This window comes from Roseateles violae (assembly GCF_030410485.1).
Lineage (GTDB): Bacteria > Pseudomonadota > Gammaproteobacteria > Burkholderiales > Burkholderiaceae_C > Roseateles_D > Roseateles_D violae.
This window is the reverse complement of record NZ_JAUHHC010000001.1, coordinates 735,763-753,066: the sequence shown is the minus strand read 5'-3', so window position 1 is coordinate 753,066 and position 17,304 is coordinate 735,763. Positions and strand designations below refer to the sequence as shown.

At 70.2% G+C, this 17,304-nt stretch carries 19 protein-coding genes; 10 read left to right on the top strand and 9 right to left on the bottom strand.

The genetic code is table 11. The features are described from left to right. Positions 1–88: 88 nt before the first annotated feature. Entirely contained in the window at positions 89–769 is a 681-nt protein-coding gene (locus QWJ38_RS03405) for a CAAX prenyl protease-related protein (protein ID WP_290357626.1), read from the top strand. Here the strand turns inward: QWJ38_RS03405 and QWJ38_RS03400 are convergent. Continuing rightward, entirely contained in the window at positions 744–914 is a 171-nt protein-coding gene (locus QWJ38_RS03400; RefSeq protein ID WP_290357625.1) for a hypothetical protein, read from the bottom strand. The genes QWJ38_RS03405 and QWJ38_RS03400 overlap by 26 nt on opposite strands. Before the next feature lie 257 nt (positions 915–1,171). Here QWJ38_RS03400 and QWJ38_RS03395 point away from each other — a divergent pair, with 257 nt between their 5' ends. Next, positions 1,172–3,064, top strand: coding sequence for an MFS transporter (locus QWJ38_RS03395; protein ID WP_290357624.1), 1,893 nt, complete (start codon positions 1,172–1,174; stop codon positions 3,062–3,064). Positions 3,065–3,079: 15 nt separating this feature from the next. Here QWJ38_RS03395 and QWJ38_RS03390 read toward each other — a convergent pair whose 3' ends face one another. From QWJ38_RS03390 to tgt, 3 genes are read right to left on the bottom strand one after another with little or no spacing between them, the layout of a single operon-like run. Then, positions 3,080–3,931, bottom strand: a complete 852-nt coding sequence (locus QWJ38_RS03390) for a type 2 periplasmic-binding domain-containing protein (protein ID WP_290357623.1) — start codon at positions 3,929–3,931, stop codon at positions 3,080–3,082. Positions 3,932–3,961: 30 nt separating this feature from the next. Continuing rightward, the gene (locus QWJ38_RS03385) at positions 3,962–4,486 is read right to left on the bottom strand and encodes a hypothetical protein (RefSeq protein WP_290357622.1); all 525 of its coding nucleotides are present in this window, start codon (positions 4,484–4,486) and stop codon (positions 3,962–3,964) included. A gap of 7 nt (positions 4,487–4,493) precedes the next feature. Further along, a complete protein-coding gene (gene tgt / locus QWJ38_RS03380; protein ID WP_290357621.1) occupies positions 4,494–5,621 on the bottom strand; it encodes a tRNA guanosine(34) transglycosylase Tgt in 1,128 nt (375 codons plus the stop codon). Between the two features lie 66 nt (positions 5,622–5,687). Between tgt and QWJ38_RS03375 the strand changes: the two genes are divergently transcribed. From QWJ38_RS03375 to cutA, 5 genes are all read left to right on the top strand, one after another. Continuing rightward, entirely contained in the window at positions 5,688–6,290 is a 603-nt protein-coding gene (locus tag QWJ38_RS03375; protein WP_290357620.1) for an IMPACT family protein, read from the top strand. A 68-nt stretch (positions 6,291–6,358) separates the two neighbouring features. Beyond that, positions 6,359–6,937 carry an isochorismatase family protein gene (locus QWJ38_RS03370; RefSeq protein WP_290357619.1) on the top strand — a complete coding sequence of 193 codons (579 nt, stop codon included), beginning with the start codon at positions 6,359–6,361 and terminating at the stop codon, positions 6,935–6,937. Positions 6,938–7,089: 152 nt separating this feature from the next. Continuing rightward, positions 7,090–7,488: a DUF1761 domain-containing protein gene (locus tag QWJ38_RS03365; protein WP_290357618.1), complete on the top strand. Its 399-nt coding sequence runs from the start codon at positions 7,090–7,092 to the stop codon at positions 7,486–7,488. Between the two features lie 34 nt (positions 7,489–7,522). After that, the gene (locus QWJ38_RS03360) at positions 7,523–8,068 is read left to right on the top strand and encodes a DUF7010 family protein (RefSeq protein ID WP_290357617.1); all 546 of its coding nucleotides are present in this window, start codon (positions 7,523–7,525) and stop codon (positions 8,066–8,068) included. Between the two features lie 14 nt (positions 8,069–8,082). After that, positions 8,083–8,439 carry a divalent-cation tolerance protein CutA gene (gene cutA, locus QWJ38_RS03355; RefSeq protein ID WP_290357616.1) on the top strand — a complete coding sequence of 119 codons (357 nt, stop codon included), beginning with the start codon at positions 8,083–8,085 and terminating at the stop codon, positions 8,437–8,439. 24 nt (positions 8,440–8,463) lie between these two features. On the opposite strand, the gene QWJ38_RS03350 is transcribed toward cutA, so the two are convergent. The 4 genes from QWJ38_RS03350 to QWJ38_RS03335 form a co-directional block, all read right to left on the bottom strand. Continuing rightward, the gene (locus tag QWJ38_RS03350; RefSeq protein WP_290357615.1) at positions 8,464–8,946 is read right to left on the bottom strand and encodes a carboxymuconolactone decarboxylase family protein; all 483 of its coding nucleotides are present in this window, start codon (positions 8,944–8,946) and stop codon (positions 8,464–8,466) included. A gap of 47 nt (positions 8,947–8,993) precedes the next feature. Further along, a complete protein-coding gene (locus QWJ38_RS03345) occupies positions 8,994–9,944 on the bottom strand; it encodes an RNA polymerase sigma-70 factor (RefSeq protein WP_290357614.1) in 951 nt (316 codons plus the stop codon). Positions 9,945–9,980: 36 nt separating this feature from the next. Continuing rightward, the gene (gene queA, locus QWJ38_RS03340; protein WP_290357613.1) at positions 9,981–11,039 is read right to left on the bottom strand and encodes a tRNA preQ1(34) S-adenosylmethionine ribosyltransferase-isomerase QueA; all 1,059 of its coding nucleotides are present in this window, start codon (positions 11,037–11,039) and stop codon (positions 9,981–9,983) included. 83 nt (positions 11,040–11,122) lie between these two features. Beyond that, positions 11,123–12,274 (bottom strand): aminotransferase class V-fold PLP-dependent enzyme, encoded by a 1,152-nt coding sequence (locus QWJ38_RS03335; protein WP_290357612.1) that lies wholly within the window; start codon positions 12,272–12,274, stop codon positions 11,123–11,125. Positions 12,275–12,326: 52 nt separating this feature from the next. On the opposite strand from QWJ38_RS03335, the gene recG reads away from it, so the two are divergent. The 3 genes from recG to QWJ38_RS03320 all read left to right on the top strand — a co-directional run bounded on the left by recG (position 12,327) and on the right by QWJ38_RS03320 (position 16,567). Then, positions 12,327–14,393, top strand: coding sequence for an ATP-dependent DNA helicase RecG (gene recG, locus QWJ38_RS03330; protein WP_434063938.1), 2,067 nt, complete (start codon positions 12,327–12,329; stop codon positions 14,391–14,393). A gap of 124 nt (positions 14,394–14,517) precedes the next feature. Next, a complete protein-coding gene (locus QWJ38_RS03325; protein WP_290357610.1) occupies positions 14,518–15,603 on the top strand; it encodes a glycosyltransferase in 1,086 nt (361 codons plus the stop codon). Next, entirely contained in the window at positions 15,596–16,567 is a 972-nt protein-coding gene (locus QWJ38_RS03320) for a glucosamine inositolphosphorylceramide transferase family protein (RefSeq protein WP_290357609.1), read from the top strand. Before QWJ38_RS03325 ends, QWJ38_RS03320 begins: the two co-directional genes overlap by 8 nt. Here the strand turns inward: QWJ38_RS03320 and QWJ38_RS03315 are convergent. Further along, positions 16,560–17,249 (bottom strand): peptidylprolyl isomerase, encoded by a 690-nt coding sequence (locus tag QWJ38_RS03315; protein ID WP_290357608.1) that lies wholly within the window; start codon positions 17,247–17,249, stop codon positions 16,560–16,562. The two genes, QWJ38_RS03320 and QWJ38_RS03315, sit on opposite strands and share 8 nt — an antisense overlap. Positions 17,250–17,304 lie beyond the last annotated feature (55 nt).

Below are 17,304 nucleotides of genomic sequence, written 5' to 3'. Positions count from 1 at the left end.
GGCCGCGGGCTGGTAGGCTGGAGGGGCCGGCGGGACAAGCGCTGCGCCGGCCACGAGAACAAAGACTTCGAGACAAGCCCACCGCCGCATGACCGTCGCCGCCTCGCTCAGCCCCGCCGCGCTCGCTCGCATCATTCCCTTCGCCGCCTTCATGGCCCTGCTGGCCCTGCGGGGCTTCATGCCCGACAGCGCACAGCTGGACACGCGCTGGATCTACGGCGCCAGCGTCGTGCTGGTCGGCGCCCTGCTGATCTGGTACTGGCGCGGCTATGGCGAGCTGGCGCGGCAGAACTGGCCCGAGCGCGAGGAACTGCTGCTGGGCATCGTCGTCGGCACCGCGGTGTTCGGGCTCTGGATCCTGCTCGATGCGCCCTGGATGCAACTGACCGAACCGACCGCCAGCTTCGTGCCGCTGGACGAACAGGGGCGGCCGATCTGGTCGCTGATCGTGCTGCGCTGGATCGGCGCGGCGCTGATCGTGCCGCTGATGGAGGAACTGTTCTGGCGCAGCTTCCTGATGCGCTGGATCGAGCAGGCCAGCTTCGAGCGCGTGGACCCGCAGCGCGTGGGCCTCAAGGCCATCGTGCTGTCGACCTTCATCTTCATGCTGGCCCACACGCTGTGGCTGGCCGCCATCGTCGCCGGCCTCGCCTATGCCTGGCTCTACCGCCGCAGCGGCCGCCTCTGGACCGCCGTGATCGCCCATGCGGTGACCAACGGGCTGCTGGGGATCTGGGTCGTCGTCACCGGCCGCTGGGAATTCTGGTGATTGCAGGCGCGGCTGCAGCCGGTCGCTGCAGATGGCGGAAGGCTTCGAACACCGAGGAACGCATACCCATCACCAGCGTATAGGGCTTCTTCTGCTCGTCGGGCAGGCTGTGGGTGCTGGTCGCCAACGCATTCAGCGTGGCCATCGCCTTCGCGAGTCTATGGATTTGGCCCGTCAGTTACTGAGTCGGGCTGGACCCGGCGACTCCGATCGCGGCCGATGACAGGAGCAGGAGATGAAAGCGAGGAACCCGCAGGTGTTAGCACTGACGCGCGCCGCCACCTTGAAGGCATGGGCCGTCGGCTCACCGTCGACTCGGTGTTTGCCTGGATGCCGCGCGCCGGCCTGCGGCAGCGCGCGATACTCGTGCGGCAATAGCCGCGCCGCCTTGAAAGCCCGCCGATGACCCACGCCCAGCCCAGCAGCCAGTTCCAGCTGCTGACCGAACGCCGCTTCGCGCCCTTCTTCTGGACGCAGTTCCTCGGCGCCGGCAATGACAATCTGTTCAAGTTCGCCTTCACCGTGCTGGTCACCTACCAGCTGCAACTGGCCTGGCTGCCGCCGGCGATGGCGGGGCTGGTGATCGGCGCGCTGTTCATCCTGCCCTTCGTGCTGTTCTCGGCGACCAGCGGGCAGCTGGCCGACAAGCACGACAAGGCGCGGCTGATGCGCCTGGTCAAGAACCTCGAGATCGTCATCATGGCGCTGGCGGCCTGGGGCTTCGTCGCCCGGAACGTGCCGCTGCTGCTGGCCTGCGTGTTCCTGATGGGCCTGCACTCGACCCTGTTCGGCCCGGTCAAGTTCGCCTATCTGCCGCAGCAGCTGAAGGAGAGCGAGCTGACCGGCGGCAACGGCATGGTGGAAATGGGCACCTTCGTCGCCATCCTGCTGGGCAATGTGGCCGGCGGCCTGCTGATCGCCGTGCCCGAGGTCGGCGCGCGCTATGCGGCGCTGGCCTGCGTCGGCGTGGCCCTGCTGGGCCGGCTGACGGCGCAGGCGATTCCGGCCTCGCCCCCGACCGACCCGGGCCTGAAGATCAACTGGAACCCGGTCAGCGAGACCTGGCGCAATCTGAAGCTGGCCCACACCCAGCTGGCGGTGTTCCGCTCGCTGCTGGGCATCTCCTGGATGTGGTTCTTCGGCGCCGTCTTCCTGGCCAGCTTCCCGGCCTTCGCCAAGGAGGTGCTGCATGGCGACGAGCAGGTCGCCTCGCTGCTGCTGGTGGTGTTCTCGATCGGCATCGGCGTCGGCTCGCTGTCCTGCGAGCTGCTGTCGCGGCGCCATGTGGAGATCGGCCTGGTGCCGCTGGGCGCGATCGGCATGAGCGTGTTCGCCATCGATCTGTACTTCGCCTCGCGCGCGCTGCCGGCGGGCCCGAGCGTGGGCCTGGCGGCCTTTCTCGGCGTCGCCGCGCATTGGCGCGTGCTGGCCGATCTGTGCCTGCTGGCGCTGTTCGCCGGCCTGTACAGCGTGCCGATGTATGCGCTGATCCAGCTGCGCTCGCAGCCGACCCACCGCGCCCGCATCATCGCGGCCAACAACATCCTCAACGCGCTGTTCATGATCGCCAGCTCGCTGCTGGCCGGCGCGCTGCTGGGCGCCGGCTTCAGCATCCCGCAGCTCTTCCTCACCGTCGGCCTGCTCAATGCGGCGGTGGCGGCCTATATCTTCCTGGTCGTGCCCGAATACCTGCTGCGCTTCGTCGCCTTCATCGTCTCGCGGCTGATCTACCGTTTCCGCATCGAGGGCGAGCAGCACATCCCGCTGCAGGGCCCGGCGCTGCTGGTCTGCAACCATGTGTCCTTCATCGACGCGGTGCTCTTGATGGCGGCCAGCCCGCGGCCGATCCGCTTCCTGATGGACCACCGCATCTTCGCGCTGCCGCTGCTGGGCTGGCTGTTCCGCCTGGCCAAGGCGATTCCGATCGCGCCGCAGAAGGAGGACCCGGCCGCCTACGAGGCCGCCTTCGTCCAGGCCCGCGCCGTGCTGGCCGAGGGCGAGCTGCTGTGCATCTTCCCCGAGGGCGGCATCACCCGCGACGGTCGGCTGCAGCCCTTCAAGGGCGGCGTGATGAAGATCCTCGACGGCCAGCCCGGCGTGCCGGTCGTGCCGCTGGCGCTGCTGAATCTCTGGGGCTCCTTCTTCTCGCGCATCGAGCAGGGCACGGCCATGGTGCGGCCTTTCCGCCGCGGTCTGTTCAGCCGCGTCGGCCTGCGCGCCGGCGCGCCGCTGGGGCCGCAGGAGCTCAGCCCCGAGCGGCTGCAGACGCGGGTGTCGGAGCTGCTGGCCGGCTGAGCCGCCGGCCGGCGCTCAGCGCGGCCGCAGCGATTCGCTCAGCCGCTCGTCCGGGTAGTGGCGCTGGAATTCGCGCCAGGCCGCACCCGAGCGGCCCATCTTCTGCAGCCACTCGCGCAGCAGCGCCCTATCGTCCGCGCCGAGCTCGGCGCGCGAGGAGATGTAGACGCCGCTGTCGCCCCAGGCCAGCTCGTCGACGGCCTCGTAGCGCAGCCGGGCCAGCAGCGGCTGCAGCTTGGGATCGCCGCGCAGGCTGCCGTTCAGGACGGTCGGCGTGATGATGGCCAGATCGGCGATCGCGCCCTCCAGCATGCGCGCCAGCGAGATCGGATTCGGCGCCCACAGCAGCCGGCCCTGGACCTCCAGCGTCTTCAGCGCGGCCTGGTAGGCCGCGTCGTAGTCGTAGCCGCGCACCACGACGACGCGCAGCTCGCTGCGCTTGAGCAGCTCGGCCAGGCTGTGCACGCCGGCCCGCTCGGAGGGCAGCGAGACCAGCATCGCGCGGCTCTGGATCATCGGCACGAACTGGCCCAGCTTGTCGCGCCGCGCCGAGCGCCGCGCCGGCAGCAGCAGATCGGCCTGGCCGGTCTCGAACATCATCTCCTGCCGCGCACGCGGCACCACCGGGAAGTTGATCCAGCAGCCGTCCCGGGCCGCCGCGCTGCGCAGCAGATCGGGATAGATGCCGCCGACGCGCTCGCCCTCGCCGACGGTGACGGCCATGCCGATCGGCGCCACCGGCACCTCCAGCACGCGCGAGCATTTGGCCGGCGCAGCGGCCGGCGCCAGCGCGGGCAGCAGGCCGGCCAGCAGCAGGCCCGCGATTCGAGTCGGCAGGCGGCGCGCGGGCTTCGGGCTGGTCGGCATCGGCAGCAACTTACACCATTTGCCCATCATTCAATAGCGATGCGGCTGCTCGCGCACCGCCTCGCGGCGCCAGAGCCGGCGCAGGCGCAGCTTCAGCGCGCGTGCCCCGCGCCAGGCCGCGCTGGCGCGCAGCCAGTCGAGCAGACCCTGCTTCCAGGCCGACCAGCGCGCATACAGCCGCGCGAACCAGGCCAGGCGCAGCAGCGCCGGCTGGGTCAGCTGGAACAGGCGCGCGACGACGGCCGTGCCCAGCAGCTTGGCCAGCACGATCAGGGCCAGGCCGAGGCCGGCGCGGCCGATGCCGATCAGCCACAGCGCCGCCAGCTTGACCGGCAGCAGCAGCAGGCCGGGCAGCAGAAACAGCAAGAGCGCCGCATAGGGCGGCAGGCCACGGATCAGCGGCCCCAGCCGGCGCAGCGGCGGCAGCGCGCCGATGCGTGCCATCAGCCGGGCCAGCGGCTCCCAGCCCCATTCCTCGAACAGGATGATCAGCGCCAGCAGCAGGCGCAGCCCGCCGCGCAGCAGCGACCAGAGCCAGCGCAGCGGCGCCTTCATGCCATTCCTAGACGCCGCGCGCCCGATCGGCGGCGAACTTGGCACGGAAGGCCTCGAAGCCGCCGGCATCGAGCGCCTCGCGGACTTCCTTCATCAGGTTCAGGTAGTAGTGCAGGTTGTGCACCGAGGTCAGCATCGGGCCCAGCATCTCGCCGCAGCGGTCGAGGTGGTGCAGATAGGCGCGGCTGAAATTTGAGCAGCAGTAGCAGGAGCAGGTCTCATCGACCGGGCGCTCGTCGGCCTTGTAGCGCGCATTGCGCAGGCGCAGATCGCCGAAGCGGGTGAACAGATGGCCGTTGCGCGCATTGCGGGTCGGCATCACGCAATCGAACATGTCGACGCCTTTGCCAACGCCCTCGACCAGATCCTCCGGCGTGCCCACACCCATCAGATAGCGCGGCTTGTGCGCCGGCAGCTGGTGGCCGATATGGGCCAGCACGCGCTGCATGTCCGCCTTGGGCTCGCCCACCGACAGGCCGCCGATCGCATAGCCGGGCAGGTCCAGCGCGGCCAGGCCCGCCAAGGATTCGCTGCGCAGGTTCTCGAACATGCCGCCCTGCACGATGCCGAACAGCGCGTTCGGGTTCTCCAGCCGCGCGAATTCATCCTGGCAGCGCCTGGCCCAGCGCAGGCTCATCTCCATCGACTTGCGCGCCTCGAGCTCGGTCGTGATATGGCCCTTGGTTTCGTAGGGCGTGCACTCGTCGAACTGCATGACGATGTCGCTGTTCAGGATGGTCTGGATCTGCATCGAGATCTCGGGCGTCAGGAAGAGCTTGTCGCCGTTGACCGGCGAGGCGAACTTGACGCCCTCCTCGCTGATCTTGCGCATCTCGCCCAGGCTCCAGACCTGGAAGCCGCCCGAGTCGGTCAGGATGGGCTTGTCCCAGCTCTCGAATTTATGCAGGCCGCCGAACTGCTTCATGATGTCCAGGCCCGGCCGCATCCACAGATGGAAGGTGTTGCCGAGGATGATCTGCGCGCCCATCTCCTCCAGCGAGCGCGGCATCACGCCCTTGACCGTGCCATAGGTGCCGACCGGCATGAAGATCGGCGTCTGCACGAGGCCATGGTTCAGGGTCAGCGTGCCGCGGCGTGCGCGGCCCTCGGTCTTGAGCAGTTCGAACTTCAGCATGATGGGGCGATTGTCGCAGGCGGGCGATTTCGGAGCTGGCAACTCGGCCGGACAATCGGGCCCACGATGGCTTCACCGTCCTGCCTGGCCCGCGCCGCCCATAGCGAGCTGATCATCAAGAAGAGCCGCTTCATCGGCTGCGTCGAGCCCTGCGCCGACCGCGCGGCGGCCTTGCGCCGGGTCGCGGAACTGCGCGCACAGCACCCGGGCGCCGTTCACGTCTGCTGGGCGCTGCTGGCCGGAGGGCAGTCGGCCGCCAACGACGACGGCGAGCCCGGCGGCACGGCCGGGCGACCGATGCTGGAGGTGCTGCGCCACCAGGATCTGGAAGGCGTGCTGGCCACCGTCGTGCGCTACTGGGGCGGCGTCAAGCTGGGTGCCGGCGGCCTCGTGCGCGCCTATACCGACGCGGTGGCCCAGGCACTGATCGGCGCCGACAAGGTAGCGCTGGTTCGGCAGACGCTGCTGCGCTGCACCCTGCCCTATGCGCTGGAGGGCCTGCTGCGGCGCGAGCTCGAGCTGGCCGGCGCGCGGCTGCTCGACTCGCGCCACGGCGCGCAGGTGGAACTGCGCTTCGGCCTGGCCGAGGATGCCGCGACGCGGCTGGTCGCGCGGCTGAACGAGGCGGGCCAGGGGCGGATCGGCTGGCTGAGCCCCGAGGCTTCCTAGGAGGCTGGTCGGCACGCCCGGCCCGAATTGGCCGACACTCGCTGCTCATTCGACCGAAGGCCGCGACCATGAACACCGCCCTCCTCGTCATCGACCTGCAGCGCGGCGCCTTCGACGGCGTCCGCTGCCCGGCCATCGATGCGCCCGAACGCCTGCTCGGCCATGCGCGGCGTCTGCTCGACGCGGCGCGTGCCGGCGGGCGGACCATCGTCTTCGTCCAGCACAGCGAGAACGTCGCCGGCGAAGTGTTCGAGGAAGCGACCGAGCACTGGCGGCTGCACGAGACGCTGCAGCCGGACGGCGGGCCGCGCGAGAGCTCCCTGCGAAAGTACGCGTCCAGCGCCTTCGAGAACACCGATCTGGACGCCCGGCTGAAGGCGCAGGGCGCCGACGAGCTGGTGATCTGCGGCCTGCAGAGCGAGTTCTGCGTCAGCAACACCAGCCGCGCGGCGCTGGCGCTGGGCTACCGCGTGCGCCTGGCGCAGGACGCGCATGGCACCTGGCCATCCGAGGGCCGCAGCGCCGAAGCGATCCGCGCCGAGGTCAATGCCGCGCTGTCGGCGGCGGGCGCCGAGCCCGCGACGACGGCGGAACTGGAGCGGCTGCTGAGCGGATCGCTATCGTCGTCGTCTTCATCGCTGCGCTGATCAGCGCTCCGGCGCTGGTGCAAGCCGCGCCATCTTTCCACCGAGCACGAGACCGCAGGCCAGCTGCTTGGTGCCGGCAGGGCTCTCCCGCTTGTGCACCGGCCCGGCTCGGGCCCTAATGGCGGCTTCTTGTTCGAATCCCGGAGCGCTTCTTGTCGCAAATCAATTTCCTCGCCGTCCTGGTCGCCGCCGTCTCCAGCTTCATGATTGGCGGGCTCTGGTACTCGCCGGCCCTGTTCGGCACCGTCTGGCAGCGCGAGGCCGGCGACACGCGCAAGCCGGGCGACAAGGCGCACCCGGCCCGGGTCTTCGGCCTGAGCCTTATCTTTGCGCTGTTCAGCGCGATCGCCTACGCGCTGCTGATCGCGCCGCCGGCCTCGGCGGCGATCGCGCTCGGCCAGGGCCTGCTCGTCGGGGCGGCGATCGTCGCGGCCAGCTTCGGCATCAACTACCAATTCGCCAATCGCAGCACCACGCTCTGGCTGATCGACGGCGGTTACCACACGCTGCAGTTCGCGCTCTACGGCCTGATCATCGGCCTGTGGCGCTGAGCGCGCGCCCACCCCATCGTTATCTCGGACCTCCATGAATAGTCTCGACGACGCGCAAGCCGATATGCGGCGCTCCTATCTGTCGGGCGCGCCCGGTATGCTGGCCTCGGCCCTGGCCTGGCTGGTGGCCGGCGCCGTCGCGCTATGGGGCTCGCCGGCCGGCGCGGTGCTGGCCCTGTTCGCCGGCGGCATGCTGATCCATCCGCTGGGCGTGCTGCTGTGCAGGGCGCTGGGGCGTCCCGGCCGGCATGCGAAATCGAACCCGCTCGGCGCGCTGGCCCTGGAAAGCACCGCCTGGCTGATCCTCGGCCTGCCGCTCGCCTATGCGGTGGCGCAGCACCATATGCCGTGGTTCTTTCCGGCAATGCTGCTGCTCATCGGCGGCCGCTATTTCTCGTTCCAGACCCTGTACGGCCTGCGCAGCTACTGGGCCTGCGGCGCGGCGCTGGCCCTGGCCGGCTATCTGCTGGCGGCGGCCAAGGCGCCGCCGCATCTGGCCGCGTTTGCCGGCGCCGCCATCGAGACGGCATTCGCAGCAGCCCTCCTGCTGCAGTCCCGGCGCGCCGCCGCGGCCACCTGACCGATCGCCCTCGGATGAAGCTGATCGCCGTCTTCACCACCGTCGCCAGCACGGAACAGGCGCAGGCCCTGGCCCGTGCCGCGCTCGAAAGCGGCCTGGCCGCCTGCGTGCAGAGCGAGACCATCGGCAGCAGCTACCGCTGGCAGGGCCGGCTGCTGATCGACGAGCCCGAGCTCCGGCTGCTGTTCAAGACCCGCGCGACGCTGTATGCGCCGCTGGAGCGCCTGCTGCTGGAACTGCATCCCTATGAGCTGCCGGCCATCTTCGCGCTGCCGGTGACGGCGGCGACGCCCGACTATGCGGCCTGGGTCGCCGCCTCGACGCCGGCGGAGACGCCCGCTACGGCCGGCAAGCTATCGAAGGCTGATTGACCACCGGATGAGCGCTGACGGCGCTCAGGCCAGGCCGGCCTTGTCGAGGCCGTAGAGCTTGTCCTGCGCGCCGGGCACGGCGGCGAAGCCGATGGCCAGCCGGTTCCAGCCATTGATGCCCACGATGGCAAAGCTCAGCTCGGCGATCTCCGGCTCGCTGAAATGCTCGCGCAGGGCCTGAAAGGCCTCGTCCGACACGCCCTGCGCCGGCAGCCGGGTCAGCAGCTCGACCCAGGCCAGGGCGGCGCGCTCGCGCGGCGAGAACAGCGGTGATTCCTGCCAGACGGCCACATGATGCAGGCGCAGCGCGCGCTCGCCGTGGATCGTCGCTTCCTTGACATGCATGTCCACGCAGAAGGCGCAGCCATTGAGCTGCGAGGCGCGCAAGGTGATCAGGTCCTGCAGCGAGGTCTCCAGCGAGCCCTTCTTGATCGACTGGCTGAAGTCCAGGTACTTCTTGAACTGCTCGGGGGCTTGCTGGGTGTAGTTGAGGCGTTGCTGCGTCATGGTGAGGAACTCCGTGTTGATGGCTTGAGACTTGCGGTGCTCAGGACTCAAGACGAAGCAGCCTCCGCTTTTGTGACGGCCGCGGCCCAGGCCTGGGCCAGACGCTGCAGTTTCTCGGGGTTGCGCTGGGTGTGGATGCGGGTGATGCGCGCGCCATCGGTCTCGACGCTCTGCGCCGATTCGAGCCGCCCGTCGATGAAGCGCAGCAGGCCCCATTCGCCGTTCAGCCGCACCAGCTCCAAGCGCTGGCGCGCCTCGCCCCGCTCGCTGCGGCGCCAGACGGCGAAGTAGAGCTGGGCGATGCGCGCGGCGCCGGCCAGCGCCTTGCCGAAGCTGGGCACCAGGCCGCCGCCGTCGCTGATCAGCTCGGCATCCTCGGCCAGCAGCGCCTGCAGGCCGGCGAAATCGCCCTTGCGCGCGGCCTCGGCGAAGCCGGCCAGCAGGCGGTAATGGCTGTCCGGCGACACCGCCTGGCGCGGCCGGCCGTCTTTCAGCTGGACCTTGGCGCGCGAAACGATCTGGCGGCAGGCCGCCTCGCTCTTGCCCAGGGCCTGCGCCACCTCGGCATAGTCGGCATCGAAGACCTCGCGCAGCAGAAAGGCGGCGCGCGCCTCCGGGGAGAGCCGCTCCAGCAGCGCCAGGAAGGCGACCGAGATGTCGTCGGCCCGCTCGAGCAACTGCTCGGGCGTCGCGGGCCGCTCCTCGCCGGCCGGCGGCGGGCCTTGCCCGTCCAGTTCCAGCCAGGGCTCGGGCAGCCAGAAGCCGACGTAATGGGCGCGCTGCGCCTTGGCGCTGCGCAGCCGGTCGATGGCCAGCCGGGTCGTCACCGTGACCAGCCAGGCCTCGGCATTGTCCAGGCCCGCCGGATCGGCCTCATGCCAGCGCAGCCAGACGTCCTGCACCAGCTCCTCGGCATCGGCCCGGGAGCCCAGCATGCGGTAGGCGATGCCCTGCAGCCGAGGGCGCAGGCGGTCAAAGATTCGGGTGGCGTCGTCCATGGATCGTCAGACGTTTGACACCACCGCCTTGTGACATCAGTCGGGCGCGCGGCGCTCCAGCAGCATCGCATCCCCATAGCTGAAGAAGCGGTAGCGCTGGCGAATAGCGTGGCGGTACAGGCCCATGATGTGGGCGTGGCCGGCAAAGGCGCTGACCAGCATCATCAAGGTGCTCTTGGGCAGGTGGAAGTTGGTCACCAGCCGGTCGACGACCTTGAAGTCGAAGCCGGGCGTGATGAAGATGTCGGTCTCGCGCGCGCCGGCCTGCAGGCGGCCGGTCTCGCGCGCCGCCGATTCCAGTGCGCGCAGGGTCGTCGTGCCGACCGCGACGACCTTGCCGCCGCGTGCCTGGGTCCGCGCGATCGCTTCGACGGTCTGGGCCGAGACCTCGAACCATTCGCTGTGCATCTTGTGCTCGGACAGCTGCTCGACCCGCACCGGCTGGAAGGTGCCGGCGCCGACATGCAGGGTCACATGCGCGGTGTCCACGCCGCGTTCGGCCAGCCGGGCCAGCAGCGCCTCGTCGAAATGCAGGGCCGCGGTCGGCGCGGCGACGGCGCCGGGCTCCTTGGCGAAGACGGTCTGGTAGCGGCGCACGTCATCGGCCGTGTCGCCATGCTCGATATAGGGCGGCAAGGGCACATGGCCGTGCTGCTCCAGCAGCGCGAACGGGTCGGCGTCAAAGCGCAGATGGAACATGCCGCCATCGGGCCCGCAGCGGCCCAGCACCTCGGCATCGAAGGCCTCGTTGAAGCGGACGACGGAGCCGGGCTTGGGCGACTTGCTGGCGCGCAGATGGGCATGGACCTCGTTCGTGCCGGCGATGACCCGCTCGACCAGCGCCTCGACCGCGCCGCCGCTGGCCTTGGCGCCGTAGAGCCGCGCCTTGATCACCTTGGTGTTGTTGAAGACCAGCAGGTCGCCGGGGTTCAGCAGCGCCGGCAGCTCGCGGAAGACGCGGTCGACCGGCTCGGCACCGCGGCCGTCGAGCAGGCGCGAGGCGCTGCGCTCGGCGGCGGGGTGCTGGGCGATCAGCTCGGGAGGGAGCTCGAAATCGAAATCGCTGACGGTGTAGGGGCGGGGAGATGCAGACATCGGATTGAGGGCCGGACGGACCCGTGCCAAACGGAAAGGGGCCGGATTTTCCCATGCGGCCCGGTCAGGGCCACCGCCCGCGCTCAGTCGGCGGCGGCCGCCTGCGGATTCAGGATGCGCTGCAGCGCCGCGTCGAGATGGGCGACGGTGCGCTGCGGATCGTGCAGCTTGTCCAGGCCGAACAGGCCGATGCGGAAGCTCTTGAAGTCCGGGCCCTCGTCGCATTGCAGCGGCACGCCCGCCGCGCTCTGCACGCCCTCGGCCAGGAAGGCGCTGCCCTTGTGCAGGCCCTCGTGCTCGGTGAAGCTGACCACCACGCCGGGCGCCTGGTAGCCCTCGGCGGCGACGCTGCGCAGGCCCCTGGCCTCGAGCAGCGCGCGCACCTGCCGGCCCAGTGCCAGCTGTTCCTGGCGCAGGCGCTCGAAGCCGTAGTCGCGCGTCTCCAGCATCACGTCGCGGCAGCGCGTCAGCGCATCGGTGGGCATGGTCGCGTGATAGGCATGGCCGCCCGCTTCGTAGGCCTCCATGATCTGCAGCCATTTCTTCAGGTCGGCGGCGAAGCTGCTGCTGCTGGTGGCCTCGATCGCCGCGCGGGCGCGCTCGCCCAGCATCACGAAGGCGCAGCAGGGCGAGCCGCTCCAGCCCTTCTGCGGCGCGCTGATCAGCACATCGATGCCGCAGGCCTGCATATCGACCCATAGCGCGCCGGAGGCGATGCAGTCCAGCACGAACAGCGCGCCGACCTCCTGCGCCGCCGCGGCCACCGCGCGCAGATAGTCGTCCGGCAGCAGCATGCCGGCGGCCGTCTCCACATGGGCGGCAAACACCAGCTCGGGCCGCTGCTCGCGTATCGTCGCCACCACCTGCTCGATGGGCGCCGGCGCGAAGGCGGCGCGCGGCGCACTGGTGACCGGCCGCGCCTTCAGCACGATCTGCTCGGACGGGATGCGCCCGGCCTCGAAGATCTGCGTCCAGCGGTAGCTGAACCAGCCATTGCGGATCACCAGGGTCTTGCGGCCGTGGGCGAACTGCCGCGCCACCGCCTCCATGCCGAAGGTGCCGCTGCCCGGCACCACGATGGCCGAGCGGGCGCGGTAGACCTCTTTCAGCGTCGCCGAGATATCCCGCATCACTTGCTGGAACTTCTTCGACATATGGTTCAGCGCGCGGTCGGTGAAGACGACCGAGTATTCGAGCAGGCCGTCGGGATCGACATCGGGCAGCAGTCCGGGCATGGGCATCACCTTGTCTTCAGCGCGGGCGACGAGCTTAGCACCAGCAGGCAGAATGCCGCCCATGCCCGAGGCCTCCCCCGCCACCGCCAGCAAACCCAAATCCGCGCCGCAGAAGGCGATGGAGAAGATGGGCCTGCTGCGCGATATCGATCTGGCCCTGCACCTGCCGCTGCGCTACGAGGACGAGACGCGGATCACGCCGATCGCGCAAGCCGAGGAGGGGGAAACGGTCCAGTGCGAGGGCCTCGTCACCGAGAGCCGCATCGAGCTGCGTGGTCGCCGGCAGCTGCTGGTGCGCATCGCCGACGACAGCGGCGAATCGCTGCTGCTGCGCTTCCTGCATTTCTACCCTTCGCACCAGAAGACTCTTGGCGTCGGCCAGCGCCTGCGCGTGCGCGGCGAGCTGCGCGGCGGCTTCTTCGGCCGCGAGATGGTGCACCCGAGCTTCCGCGCGGTCGACGAGGACACGCCGCTGGCGCAAAGCCTGACCCCGGTCTACCCGAGCAGCGCCAGCCTGCCGCAGGCCTATCTGCGCAAGGCGGTGGCGGCCGGCCTGCGCCGCGCTTCGCTGGAGGAGCTGCTGCCGCCGGGCAGCGTGCCGCCGCAGCTGCCCCCGCTGCGCGAGGCGCTGAACTTCCTGCACCATCCGCCGCCGCAGGCGCGGCTGAACACGCTGGAGGACCACAGCCATCCGGCCTGGCAGCGGCTGAAGTTCGAGGAGCTGCTGGCCCAGCAGCTGTCACAGCTGCAGGCGCAGCGCGAGCGCGCACGGCTCAAGGCGCCGGCCCTGCGCGCCGCGCGCGGCGGCCTGCACGAGAAGCTCTTGGCCGCCCTGCCCTTCGGCCTGACGGCGGCGCAGCAGCGCGTCGGCGAGGAGATTGCGCAGGACCTGGCCCGGCCGCAACCGATGCACCGGCTGCTGCAGGGCGATGTCGGCGCCGGCAAGACCGTCGTCGCCGCGCTGGCCGCCGCGGTCGCGATCGACGCCGGCTGGCAATGCGCGCTGATGGCGCCGACCGAGATCCTGGCCGAGCAGCATTTCCGCAAGCTGGTCGGCTGGCTGGAGCCCTTGGGCCTGACCGTCGCCTGGCTGACCGGCAGCGTCAAGGGCAAGGCGCGGCAGAAGATGCTCGACGCCGCGGCCAGCGGCGAGGCGCAGCTGGTGATCGGCACCCATGCGGTGATCGAGGACAAGGTGCGCTTCAGGAAGCTGGGCCTGGCCATCATCGACGAGCAGCACCGCTTCGGCGTCGCGCAGCGGCTGGCCCTGCGCAAGAAGCTGGCCTCGCAGGCGCTGGAGCCGCATCTGCTGATGATGAGCGCGACGCCGATCCCGCGCACCTTGGCGATGACCTATTTCGCCGATCTGGACGTGTCGACCATCGACGAGCTGCCGCCGGGCCGCACGCCCATCGTCACCAAGGTCTTTGCCGACGGCAAGCGCGGCAATGTGATCCAGAAGATCGTCGACGAGGTCGCCAAGGGCGCCCAGGTCTACTGGGTCTGTCCGCTGATCGAGGAATCCGAGACGCTGGACCTGAAGAACGCCACCGAGACCCATGCCGAGCTGAGCCTGGCCCTGCCCGGCCGCATGGTGGGCCTGCTGCACGGGCGGATGCCACCGGGCGAGAAGGCGGCGGCGATGAGCTTGTTCAGCGGCGGGCAGATGAGCGTGCTGGTCGCGACGACGGTGATCGAGGTCGGCGTCGACGTGCCCAATGCCAGCCTGATGGTGATCGAGCATGCCGAGCGCTTCGGCCTCTCGCAGCTGCACCAGCTGCGCGGCCGGGTCGGCCGCGGCGCCGTCGCCAGCGTCTGCGTGCTGCTCTACACCGGCCCGCTGTCGCCGACCGGCAAGGACCGCCTGCGCGCGATGGCCGAGACCAATGACGGTTTCGAAATCGCGCGCCGCGATCTGGACATCCGCGGTCCGGGCGAGTTCATGGGCTCGCGCCAGAGCGGCGCCGAACTCCTGCGCTTTGCCGATCTGCAGGAGGACGCGCCGCTCTTGCAGGCGGCGCGGCGGCTGGCGCCGCTGCTGCTGGACCGCCATCCGCAGGCGGCTCGCGCCCAGGTCGAGCGCTGGCTCGGCGGCAAGGCCGAGTTCCTCAAGGCCTGAAGAGCCCGCCCCCGCGAACCGGTGGCGCCGCCGGCGCGCCCGCAAGCTTGGCAGGCCCCGCCAGCAAGCCTTCTGAATGTAAAGATTTGTAGCATGCGCCGCACCCTTGTTCCGGCCGTTGCCCATGTCCTCCGCCCCGCTGACCATCGTCCACGTCGTTTTCTCGTCCCATATCGCCGGCGGAGAGCAATATTGCATCGACCTCGCCCAGGCCCAGCAGGCGCTGGGGCATGAGGTCCATGTGGTCGGGCCTAGCCGCTCGGCCATCGCCGGCGCGCTGGCGGCGGGCATCACTTATCACGGCCTGGCGCTGCCGCTGCTGCGCGGCGCGCGCCTGCGCCGACTGGCGCGCCGCCTCGACGCCGATGTCTGCCACGGCCACCTGGGCCCGGCCTGCAAGGCGGTGGCCCAGATGCGCGGCTGCGTGCGCATCGGCACGCTGCATGTCGGCTACAAGCCGCACCAGCATGCGCAGCTGGACGGCCTGATCTGCGTCAACCGCGCGCAGGGCCAGCAGCTGGCGCGCTACGAAGGTGCCTACCGCACGATCTACAACTGGGCGCCGCTGCGCCCGGCCGCGCCGGCCGGCACCGATCTGCGCGCCGAGCTGGGCCTGAGCCCGGCGCAGCTGCTGGTCGGCGGCGTCGGCCGCCTGCATCCGAGCAAGGGCATGGACCTGCTGGTCGCCGCCTTCCGCGCCCATGCGCCGCAGGACGCGGTGCTGGCCATCCTCGGCGAGGGCAAGCAGCGCGCCGAGCTGGAGCGCCTGGCCGGCGGCGATGCGCGCATCCGCCTGCTCGGCTTCCGCCGCGATGTCGATGCGGCCCTGCAGGCGATGGATCTGTTCGTCTCGCCCTCGCGCGAGGAGGCCTTCCCGCTGGCCATCCTGGAGGCGATGCGCGCCGGCCTGCCCATCCTGGCCACCGAGACGCAGGGGCCGCGCGAGATGCTGCGCGAGCAGCCGAGCGGCGACCTGCTGCCCGTCGGCAATGTGCCGGCGCTGGGCCGGGCACTGGAGGACGCGCTGGTCGGGCTGCGCCGCCAGGGCCACCATGGCCAGCGGCCGCGCATCGCCTATGCGCTGGAGGCCTACCAGCGCGACGAGGCGGTGCGCCAGGTGCTCAGCTTCTATGCCGAGGTGCAGCGCCGCGGCCAGCCGCTGGCCATCGACGCCGTTGCGGCGCCGCGCCAAGCCGGCGCCCATGTTTAAGCGGCCGCGCAGCGATTTCTGGCGGGTCGGCATCGTGCCGGCGCCGATCGCCGCCCTCGTCGAGCCGGCGGCGCTGGCGGCCCAGCGTTCGCGCATCTGCTGGCTGCCGCCGGCCGGCCCCTGGCGCTATCTGGCCGATCCCTTCGGCCTCCCGCGCGGCGATGCGCTGCATGTCTTCGTCGAGGCCTATGACTACCGCAGCAAGCATGCGGTGATCGAGCGCCACGAGTTCGGCGCCGGCGATCTGCGCTGGCGCGCCAAGCGCACGGTGCTGGCCCGGCCCTTCCACCTGTCCTACCCCTATGTGTTCGAGCATCAGGGCGAGGTCTTCATGGTGCCGGAGAGCCACCAGGCGAACGAGATTGCGCTGTACAAGGCGCGCGGCGGCTCGCTCGATCATTGGGAGCGCCAGCAGGCGCTGCTGGACGGCCTGCCGGGCGCCGACGCCTCGCTGATCGAGCACGCGGGCCGCTGGTGGATGTTCTACACGGTCGTCGGCAGCGGCGCGCGCGACCAGCGCGAGCTGCATGTCGCCCATGCGCCCGATCTGCGCGGGCCCTGGCAGCGCTGCGCCGGCAATCCGCTGCGGGTCGACCGCAGCGGCGCGCGGCCGGCCGGGCGGCCCTTTGTCGGCGCCGACGGCTGCGTGCTGCTGCCGGTGCAGGACAGCTCGCAGGGCTATGGCAGCGCGACGCGCTGGCTGCGCTTCACGCGGCTGGAGCCGGACCGGATCGAGATCGAGGCGCTGGCCGCGCGGCTCAGCGGCGAGCTGGTGTCGGATGACTACCAGGCGGGGCTGCACACCGTCTCGGCCTGCGGGCCCTGGACCCTGATCGACGTCAAGCGCGTGGAGCGCTCGCGCATGCGGCAGTGGCTGGACTTCAAGCGCCGGCTGCGGCGCCTGGCGCGCCGCTTCGGCGGCCGGCCGAAGCCGGCCGGCGCGCCCCTGTCGGCGATTACTTGACCTGCTTGGCCCAGTACAGCACGACCTCGGTGGCCGGGGTGTCGGCACCGGTGTAGAACTGGGTCTCGCCATTGATCTTGTTGATCGTGGCGGTCGACTCGGCGGTGATCACCTTGCCGAAGACGGCATAACCCGGCGCGGCGTCGTTCTTGTAGTCGAGGCTGGCCGAGTTGTCCACGGTGTTGAAGTAGAACTGGCTGGTGGCCGAATCGGCAGCCGAGGTACGCGCCATCGCGATCGTGCCGGCCTTGTTCGACAGGCCGACATTGCTTTCCAGCTTGATCGCGGCGGACTGGCCGGTCTTCTCGACGAAGCCGGTCGTCATGCCGCCGCCCTGGACGACGAAGTTGGGCACGACGCGGTGGAAGATCGTGTTGTCGTAGAACTTGTTGTTCACATAGGCCAGGAAGTTGGCGGTCGTGATCGGTGCCTTCGCCTTGTCCAGCTCGACGACGATCTCGCCATCGCTGGTCAGCATGCACACCACGGCGCCGGCGGTGCTGGCGTTGGCGGCGGTGATGCCCGCAGCGCTGCAGGCGGTCACCGTCGTCGTCGGGTTCGGATTGGCCTTGGGCTTGGTCGGCGTCGAGCCGCCGCTGCTGCTGTCACCACCACCGCCGCAGGCGGCGAGAAACAGGACGGCGCTCATCGCACTGGCGCGCAGGATCAGGGACTTGTTCATACGGGTACAGCCAACATTCGTTGCAAAAGAAGCGCGAGTATCGACGCTTCGCCGC

What these genes read in the sequence shown, in the direction of transcription:
- recG (WP_434063938.1), top strand. Translation starts at nt 12,327, where the DNA reads ATGCCGCCCATGCCCGAGGCCTCCCCCGCCACCGCCAGCAAACCCAAA.
- QWJ38_RS03405 (WP_290357626.1), top strand. Translation starts at nt 89, where the DNA reads ATGACCGTCGCCGCCTCGCTCAGCCCCGCCGCGCTCGCTCGCATCATT.
- QWJ38_RS03360 (WP_290357617.1), top strand. Translation starts at nt 7,523, where the DNA reads ATGAATAGTCTCGACGACGCGCAAGCCGATATGCGGCGCTCCTATCTG.
- QWJ38_RS03315 (WP_290357608.1), bottom strand. Translation starts at nt 17,249, where the DNA reads ATGAACAAGTCCCTGATCCTGCGCGCCAGTGCGATGAGCGCCGTCCTG.
- QWJ38_RS03370 (WP_290357619.1), top strand. Translation starts at nt 6,359, where the DNA reads ATGAACACCGCCCTCCTCGTCATCGACCTGCAGCGCGGCGCCTTCGAC.
- QWJ38_RS03335 (WP_290357612.1), bottom strand. Translation starts at nt 12,274, where the DNA reads ATGCCCGGACTGCTGCCCGATGTCGATCCCGACGGCCTGCTCGAATAC.
- QWJ38_RS03325 (WP_290357610.1), top strand. Translation starts at nt 14,518, where the DNA reads ATGTCCTCCGCCCCGCTGACCATCGTCCACGTCGTTTTCTCGTCCCAT.
- QWJ38_RS03375 (WP_290357620.1), top strand. Translation starts at nt 5,688, where the DNA reads ATGGCTTCACCGTCCTGCCTGGCCCGCGCCGCCCATAGCGAGCTGATC.
- queA (WP_290357613.1), bottom strand. Translation starts at nt 11,039, where the DNA reads ATGTCTGCATCTCCCCGCCCCTACACCGTCAGCGATTTCGATTTCGAG.
- QWJ38_RS03395 (WP_290357624.1), top strand. Translation starts at nt 1,172, where the DNA reads ATGACCCACGCCCAGCCCAGCAGCCAGTTCCAGCTGCTGACCGAACGC.
- QWJ38_RS03350 (WP_290357615.1), bottom strand. Translation starts at nt 8,946, where the DNA reads ATGACGCAGCAACGCCTCAACTACACCCAGCAAGCCCCCGAGCAGTTC.
- tgt (WP_290357621.1), bottom strand. Translation starts at nt 5,621, where the DNA reads ATGCTGAAGTTCGAACTGCTCAAGACCGAGGGCCGCGCACGCCGCGGC.
- cutA (WP_290357616.1), top strand. Translation starts at nt 8,083, where the DNA reads ATGAAGCTGATCGCCGTCTTCACCACCGTCGCCAGCACGGAACAGGCG.
- QWJ38_RS03390 (WP_290357623.1), bottom strand. Translation starts at nt 3,931, where the DNA reads ATGCCGACCAGCCCGAAGCCCGCGCGCCGCCTGCCGACTCGAATCGCG.
- QWJ38_RS03345 (WP_290357614.1), bottom strand. Translation starts at nt 9,944, where the DNA reads ATGGACGACGCCACCCGAATCTTTGACCGCCTGCGCCCTCGGCTGCAG.
- QWJ38_RS03385 (WP_290357622.1), bottom strand. Translation starts at nt 4,486, where the DNA reads ATGAAGGCGCCGCTGCGCTGGCTCTGGTCGCTGCTGCGCGGCGGGCTG.
- QWJ38_RS03320 (WP_290357609.1), top strand. Translation starts at nt 15,596, where the DNA reads ATGTTTAAGCGGCCGCGCAGCGATTTCTGGCGGGTCGGCATCGTGCCG.
- QWJ38_RS03400 (WP_290357625.1), bottom strand. Translation starts at nt 914, where the DNA reads ATGGCCACGCTGAATGCGTTGGCGACCAGCACCCACAGCCTGCCCGAC.